General features: G+C 75.3%; 7 protein-coding genes and 3 pseudogenes. 3 read left to right on the forward strand and 7 right to left on the reverse strand.

The features are described from left to right. Window positions 1–8: 8 nt before the first annotated feature. The 3 genes and pseudogenes from IE225_RS28570 to IE225_RS34180 all read right to left on the reverse strand — a co-directional run. Window positions 9–932, reverse strand: a complete 924-nt coding sequence (locus IE225_RS28570) for a BtaA family protein (RefSeq protein WP_190060522.1) — start codon at window positions 930–932, stop codon at window positions 9–11. Next, window positions 929–1,306, reverse strand: a complete 378-nt coding sequence (locus tag IE225_RS28575; RefSeq protein ID WP_229880144.1) for a DoxX-like family protein — start codon at window positions 1,304–1,306, stop codon at window positions 929–931. Before IE225_RS28575 ends, IE225_RS28570 begins: the two co-directional genes overlap by 4 nt. Before the next feature lie 107 nt (window positions 1,307–1,413). Continuing rightward, a pseudogene (locus tag IE225_RS34180) lies at window positions 1,414–1,680 on the reverse strand (ABC transporter transmembrane domain-containing protein); the annotation flags it as partial. A 132-nt stretch (window positions 1,681–1,812) separates the two neighbouring features. Between IE225_RS34180 and IE225_RS28580 the strand changes: the two are divergent. Both IE225_RS28580 and IE225_RS28585 read left to right on the forward strand, forming a co-directional pair. Further along, window positions 1,813–2,786 (forward strand): annotated as a pseudogene (locus tag IE225_RS28580) (lysylphosphatidylglycerol synthase transmembrane domain-containing protein). Between the two features lie 65 nt (window positions 2,787–2,851). Then, window positions 2,852–3,616 carry a crotonase/enoyl-CoA hydratase family protein gene (locus IE225_RS28585; protein ID WP_190060523.1) on the forward strand — a complete coding sequence of 255 codons (765 nt, stop codon included), beginning with the start codon at window positions 2,852–2,854 and terminating at the stop codon, window positions 3,614–3,616. 8 nt (window positions 3,617–3,624) lie between these two features. Here the strand turns inward: IE225_RS28585 and IE225_RS33830 are convergent, their stop codons facing one another. The 3 genes and pseudogenes from IE225_RS33830 to IE225_RS28595 all read right to left on the reverse strand — a co-directional run bounded on the left by IE225_RS33830 (window position 3,625) and on the right by IE225_RS28595 (window position 5,372). Continuing rightward, a complete protein-coding gene (locus IE225_RS33830; protein ID WP_268250020.1) occupies window positions 3,625–4,875 on the reverse strand; it encodes a HEAT repeat domain-containing protein in 1,251 nt (416 codons plus the stop codon). Window positions 4,876–5,085: 210 nt separating this feature from the next. Continuing rightward, window positions 5,086–5,166: pseudogene (locus IE225_RS34185) on the reverse strand (hypothetical protein); the annotation flags it as partial. Beyond that, window positions 5,163–5,372: a hypothetical protein gene (locus tag IE225_RS28595; RefSeq protein ID WP_190060525.1), complete on the reverse strand. Its 210-nt coding sequence runs from the start codon at window positions 5,370–5,372 to the stop codon at window positions 5,163–5,165. The pseudogene IE225_RS34185 and the gene IE225_RS28595, both read right to left, overlap by 4 nt. A 19-nt stretch (window positions 5,373–5,391) precedes the next feature. Between IE225_RS28595 and IE225_RS28600 the strand changes: the two genes are divergently transcribed. Beyond that, entirely contained in the window at window positions 5,392–6,228 is an 837-nt protein-coding gene (locus IE225_RS28600) for an ATP-grasp domain-containing protein (RefSeq protein ID WP_190060526.1), read from the forward strand. 96 nt (window positions 6,229–6,324) lie between these two features. Here the strand turns inward: IE225_RS28600 and IE225_RS28605 are convergent, their stop codons facing one another. Beyond that, the gene (locus IE225_RS28605; protein ID WP_190060527.1) at window positions 6,325–6,777 is read right to left on the reverse strand and encodes a YbhB/YbcL family Raf kinase inhibitor-like protein; all 453 of its coding nucleotides are present in this window, start codon (window positions 6,775–6,777) and stop codon (window positions 6,325–6,327) included. Window positions 6,778–6,892: the final 115 nt, after the last annotated feature.

Genomic DNA, 6,892 nt, shown 5'->3' on the forward strand with positions numbered 1-6,892 from the left:
CAGATGTCTCACGGCTCGATCCTCCGATCCGCGGCCGCGCCCCCGAGACGCACCGCCCGTACCACGCCCCACAGCACCGAGCGGTCCTGCGCCGCCCAGCCCGGCCCGTCCGGACCCGGCTCCCCGACACTGCGCAGCACCACCACCCCGCCGGGCCGCACCGCGTGCCGCACGGCCGCCCGCAGCCGGCGGGCGAAGCCGGCGCCCGGCCCGTCCAGTACGTTCGAGAGGGTGACCGCGTCGTAGCCGCCGCGCGGCGCCTGCTCCAGCACGTGCAGCACGTCGCCGTGGACCAGCCGGACGCCCGGTGCCCGCGGCGCCGGAGCACCCGGCGGCTCCGCGCCCGCCAGCAGCCGCCACAGCCACACGTTGCGGGCGTTGGGATGCCCGCACACGGTCCGCTCCAGGCGCCGCCGCAGCACCTCGTCGAAACGCGGCGGAACGACACCGGCGAACGACGGACGCAGCGCCATGGCCAGGGCGCCGCCGGGGCGCAGCGCGACCCGCATCAGCCGGCGCAGGCCCGGGGTGTCCAGCTCCTCCCGCCAGCGGCGGGCCTGCTCCGCGGGATCGTCCAGGGCCAGAAACCCCCGCAGTTCCCCCTGCCGCCACGTGGGCAGCAGACACCCTGCGGCGCCCCGGCCCAGGCGCATGACCGCCTCCGCCGTTCCCTGGCGGGTGCGGCCGCCGGCCAGCCGCTCACGCACGTACGCGAGCTGCAGCGGATTGACGTCGACGGCCGTCACCTCGTACCCCGCCGCATCCAGGGCCGCCGCCGTGTCCCCGGCCGAGGCGATGCACAGCACCCGTGCGCCCGGCGGCGGGAAGACCGCCAGCTCGACGCCCCAGTCCTCGTACATCCGCCCGAAGAGCAGGCGCGGGCCGCCGAACCCGCCGAGCAGCCGTCCGCGCGCCCACGGTGTCCCGCTCACTCGGCCGCCGTCCAGGCCACCGTCCAGATCAGCGCCAGGAAAGCCAGATCCTGCGTCACCAGCCGCCCCGGCTCGGCGATCCGGCCGGGGCTGAAGAGCAGACCGCCCAGGTTGAACGCCACCACCAGCACGGTCTGCACGGCCGCGGCGGCCCGCGCCCGCCGCCCGCTCAGCACCCACACGCCGATCGCGACCTCCGCCAGGCCGATCCCGGCCAGCACTCCCGTCACCGCCCATCCCGGCAGGAACGGCACGTCACCCACGATGGCCCGCTGATCCGCCCGCCCCGGCCAGATCTTGCACCAGAACCCCTCGTAGAACCACACCGGCGCGATCGCCCACCGCGCCACCCGACCCCGCCACGTCTCCACCACGGGACGATCATGCCTGCCGCGCCGCCACGAGCGACGCCCACCCCCGCGGGACTGGAGAAACCCCCACGGCAACGGCACCGGTGGAGTGCCCGGCGGCTGCCGCGGCCGACGGCACCGCAGAGGGCGGTGGCGGACGCCCGCCGGGCACCGGTCACGTCGTTGTTGAGACGGCCGGCCACCGCGCCCGTACGCGTACGTGTGAAGAACGCGACGGGCATGCGCCGCACATGATCGAACACAGCCGTTCCAAGATCGATGCCGATGCCGAAGACGAGGACGATGCCGAAGACGAGGACGATGCCGAAGACGAGGACGATGCCGAAGACGAGGACGATGCCGAAGACGAGGACGAGGGCGAGTCCCTCCCCGAGCATCGCCGACCGGCGTCCGTCCGCGCCGTGCCGTCCCCGCCGACGCCTCCGGAGGGTGCGGCGTCCCCCGTCCGCCGACCGCCGTCCCCGATTCCGCCACCCGCTGTTGGGGCGGCGCGGAAAACTTCTGCGGATGTGACCGCCGTCCCGCTTCCCCCGCCGCTTCGGGGACGACCGCTCCGACGCGTCCCCGTCCGCCGGGCGCTGTGCCTGGTGCCGCTCCTGCTCGTCGCCGTGGCCGCCGCCCGGCACCGCCCGGTGCTCGCCGAGGGCGTCGGCCACCTGCGCACCGCCTCCTGGCCGTGGCTGCTCGCGGCGGTCGGTGCGACCTGCCTGACCTGGGTGGCCGCCGCGGTCACCCGGCAGGGCGCGGTGGTGCGGCCGCTGCCGAAGGCGCGGCTGCCGGCCACCCGGTTCGCGGCGGCCGCGGCCAGCCACCTGCTGCCGACCGGGCTCGGCGCGAGTGCGGTGAACCTGCGCTTCATGACCGTGTGCGGGGTGCCCCTCGCCCGCTCCTCGGCCGCGCTCGCCCTGTATCTGCTCGCCGAGTCCGTGGGCCGGCTCGGGCTGCTGGCCGCGCTGCTGATCGTCTTCCCGGGCGCGCTGCGGCCCGGCACCCTGCTGCCGGACGGCCCGGCGCTCCCGCTGCTGCTGGGCGCGGCCGGTCTGCCGGCGGCGGCCGCCGCGGCCCTCGCGTTCGTGGGGCGGCTGCGCCGGCGGGTGTGCGCGTTCGCGCGTCAGGCCCTGGGCGAGGCGCGGTCGGTGCACCGGTGGCCGGCCCGCGCCCTGGCCCTGTGGGGCGGCTCGCCGGCCTTCCCGGCGCTCCAGGCGGCCGGCCTCGCCGCGGTCGGCCGGGCCCTGCGGCTGCCGGTGCCGCCCGCGCACATGGCGCTGGCCTACCTCGCCGCCACGGTCGCCGTGGCCCTGGTGCCCGCACCGGGCGGGCTCGGCTCCGTCGAGGCCGCGCTGGTGGTGGCCTTGGTCGCGGTGGGCGGCCCGGCCGCGTCGGCCACGGCGGTGTCCCGGCCTACCGGATCATCACCGTGTGGGTGCCGCTGCTGCCCGGGGCGCTGACGCTGGGGGCACTGGTGCGGCTGAAGGTCGTCTGAGGCAGAGTGGCACTGTGAAGTGGCGTGGTGAAGCGGCACTTCGAGCCGCAGCAAGGGGGTCCCTCGTGCCGGTCCGCGTGGAGCGCAAGGAGCACATCACCACAATCGTGCTGTCCCGGCCCGGGGCCCGCAACGCGGTCGACGGCCCGACGGCCGCCGAACTGGCCGCCGTCTTCCGGGAGTTCGAGGCCGACGACAACGCCCGTGCGGCGGTGCTGTGGGGCGAGGGCGGCACGTTCTGCGCGGGCGCGGACCTGAAGGCGATCGGCACCGGGCGCGGCAACCGGGTGGCGGAGGACGGCGACGGGCCGATGGGGCCGACGCGGATGCGGCTGTCGAAGCCGGTGATCGCGGCGGTGTCCGGGCACGCGGTCGCGGGCGGCCTGGAACTCGCCCTGTGGTGCGACCTGCGGGTGGCGGAGGAGGACGCCGTGTTCGGGGTGTTCTGCCGCCGCTGGGGCGTGCCGCTGATCGACGGCGGCACGGTGCGGCTGCCCCGGCTGATCGGCACCGGCCGGGCCATGGACATGATCCTGACCGGCCGGCCGGTGCCGGCCCGCGAGGCGTACGAGATCGGTCTGGCGAACCGTGTGGTGCCGACCGGGACCGCCCGCCGTGCGGCCGAGGCGCTGGCGGCGGACATCGCCCGCTTCCCGCAGACCTGCCTGCGCAGCGACCGCGCGTCGGTCCTCGACCAGGAGGGGCGGGACGAGGAGACGGCCCTGCGCGGGGAGTTCCGCCACGGCATGGGCGTCCTGGCAAAGGGCGTGGAGGGTGCCGCCCGGTTCGCCGAGGGGGCCGGGCGGCACGGCTCGTTCACGGACCTGTGAGCGGCCTGCTACTCCTCCGGCAGCCCGGCGTAGGCGCGCAGCGCGGCGCGCGACGTGGGCAGGTGCCACGCGCCGACGATCTCCCAGAGGTTCACCCACTGCCAGGTCGCCGCGTCGAGTCCGGCGAGCGTGCGCACCAGGTGCCGTCGGCGTTCGTCCAGTTCGGCGAACGGACCCGCGCCGTCCGGGCCCGGTTCGCCGAACGCCAGGCGCAGCGCGGCCCGGGCGAGGGGGAAGCAGGCCGGACCCGAGGCCGCGGCCAGCGCGTGCGTCACCGCGTCCAGCGCCTCGTCGGGGAAGCGCCCGGCGAGCAGGACGAGGGAGGCGGCGGTGTACCCGCGCAGGTCGCCCTCGTGGAACAGGACGCCGGGAAAGTCCGCCGGCGGCGGCTCGGCCTGGGCGGCCACCAGTTCCGCGAGCACCTCGGTGCTCACGGCGCCCGCGGCACCGCCGCCGCCGAGGCGGGCCAGGGCCGTGGCCGCCGCCCAGCGCACCACCGGCTGCCCCGCCGTGAGGAACGCCCGCAGCCTGTCCACGAGTTCCCCGCCGCCCAGCAGCCCGGCGGCCACGAGCGCGCCGGCCAGGACGGCCGGTTCCCTCTCCTCGTCGATCAGCCGCAGCAGGTCCGGCAGGGTCCGCCCGGCCTCCTCGGGGAACCAGGCCAGCAGATACGCCGCCGCGGCCCGTACGGCCGGCTCGTCGTCGCCCAGCAGCCCGCGCAGGGCCGGCAGTTCGCGCCGTACCGCGTCGTAGGCGCCGAGTTCCGCCGCCACGGCCTCGCGCTGCTGCTCGTGGTCGAACATCGTGCGGTGGAAGTCCCGCCGTCGCCGTTCGGCGTCGTCGGCCGCCGCCTCGACCCAGGCGTCCAGTTCGGCGCGTACCTCCCGGGGGTCTTGGGCGAGGAATTCCTCGGCCTCCTGCCGCCATGCCGCCACGTCCACTCCGCCGGGCAGGTGCGCCTCGTCGTAGCCGATGGCGAGCGCGGCGAGCAGTTCCAGGTGCGCGGCGCGGCCGGGCAGCGAGGTGTCGGCCGCCATGCGCGCCAGGAACGGCACCGCCGCGGCGGTGGCAGGGTAGCGGCTGCCCTGGTGGAAGATGGTGCCGTACAGCTCGTCCAGGGTCTTGCCGCGCTCCTCCGGGTCCGGGGAGCACAGGGCGCGCAGGTGGCCGGGGACGTCGTCGGCGGGTCCGTAGGCGTGGGTCAGCGCCGGCCAGTCGACGGCGTCGAGTCCGGTCAGTGGGGTGTCGGTGTGCGTCACGGACCGCACTGTCCCACACGGCACCGACAACGGGCCCGTCGGGCCGGCGCCCGCCCCGCTGTCTCGCCCCGACGATGACGAAGCCCGCCCAGGCCGACGCAGTGGAGTACACGGCCGGGTGGGTGCGCCGGACCGACCGCTTGGCCAGGGAGCGAGGGCCTCGGTGGGTCCGCAACCGTTCCTCAGGAATTCGTAGAACCGGCGCACCGGACGACTCGTGGGCGTGTCGACGACCGGCCAGGACGTCAGCACCACCGTCTCCGCCCCGGCCACCAGCAGGGACCGGCTCATGCCGACGAGCCCTCCCCCGCGCGGACGGGGCCGAGGCTGCTCTGGCAGGCCGAGCAGACCACGACCTCGGCCGACAGGCGGAGCCGGAACATCTCGTAGACCTGCAGGAGAGTCCCCGTCCCGTCCGCCGGCGACTCGCGCCGGGCGGGCGAGGGGGTGTCGGTGCCCGGCGCGAACGGCGTCTGGGAGGATCGGGGGTCCCGCACCGCGACCTGGAGACACCCCGTGCCCGTCCGTCCCCGCATTCTGTATGTCACCGATCTCGCCTATCAGGCCCGCGGCCGACGCTACTGCGACGAGGACATCTTCCTGTCGTCACGGCTGCGGGACGACTTCGACCTGGCCCTGTGCCACCCGCTCGACGCCGCCGCGCTGATGGACGGCTTCGACGCGGTCGTGGTCCGCAACAGCGGCCCCGTCCTGCACTATCGGGAGGAGTACGACGCCTTCCGGGCCCGGGCGGCGGCGCGCGGGACACGGGTCTACAACCCGCAGACCGGCCGGGCCGACATGGCGGGCAAGCAGTACCTGCTGGAGCTGACCGCGGCCGGATACCCCGTCATCCCCACCGTCGACCGGCCGCAGGACCTCGGGCTGCTCCCGGTGACCGACCAGTACGTGGTCAAGCCGAAGGCGGGAGCGGACTCCATCGGCCTCGAGATCGTCTCCCGGGACGAGCTGGACGGCCTCGTCCACGGCGACATCCTGGTCCAGCCTCGCATCGACTTCCGCTACGAGGTGTCGTTCTACTTCGTCGACGACGCCTTCCAGTACGCCCTCCACGCCCCCGACCCCGACCGCCGCTGGTCTCTCGAGCCCTACCGGCCCACCGACGACGACCTCGCCTTCGCCCGCCGCTTCATCGACTGGAACACCCTCGAGTACGGCATCCAGCGCGTGGACGCCTGCCGTACCCGGAACGGGGACCTTCTCCTGGTCGAGCTGGAGGACCTCAACCCCTACCTGTCGCTGGACCGCGTCGACGACTCCGTGCGCGCCGCCTTCCTCACCAGCATGAAGACCTCCCTCCACCGGTTCCTGGAGGCCGGCTTCCGCACCTGAGGCCCACGGCGGAACGGGCCGGCCTGCCGGACACCGGAAGGCGGATCGAAGGCGGATCGAAGGCGAATCGGGGGGGGCAGGCCCGCACCGGGACGGTCAGCGCTGGTACAGCCCCACGAGGTTGCCGCTGGCGAGTTGGCGCTTGTCGACCGCCTGGTGCACCTGGTCGGCGCCGGGCGCGTCGGGCAGCACGCAGGGTTCCGACAGGGCGTAGAGGCGGAAGAAATAGCGGTGCGCCTCGTCCCCGGGCGGCGGATGCGGCCCGCCCCAGCCGCGCTCGCCGAAGCCGTTGACGAGTTCGGTGCCGCCCTGCGGGCACCGCCCCGCCTCCACTCCGCCGCTTTTCGGGTCGATGCCGACCACGACCCAGTGCACGAAGGTGCCCGAGGGGGCGTCGGGGTCCTCGCACAGCAGGACCAGCTCGCTCGCCTCGTCCGGCACGCCGGACCAGGCCAGCGGAGGGGAGGTGTTCTCGCCCTCCAGGGCGTGGCGGCGCGGGACGAAGGAGTGGTCGTTGAATGCGCTGCTTCTGAGTTCGATACCGGACATGTGGCCGGAGTACCCCCTGCCACAACCGGTCATACTGCGCCGACAGTGTGGCGCCGGGGCCGCACCCGCAAGGAGCCGGTCTGACCCGAAGGGGGCCGGCCTGCGGCCGGCCCCC

Source organism: Streptomyces echinoruber (assembly GCF_014651135.1).
Classification (GTDB): Bacteria; Actinomycetota; Actinomycetes; order Streptomycetales; family Streptomycetaceae; genus Streptomyces; species Streptomyces echinoruber.

What these genes read in the sequence shown, in the direction of transcription:
- IE225_RS28605 (WP_190060527.1), bottom strand. Translation starts at nt 6,777, where the DNA reads ATGTCCGGTATCGAACTCAGAAGCAGCGCATTCAACGACCACTCCTTC.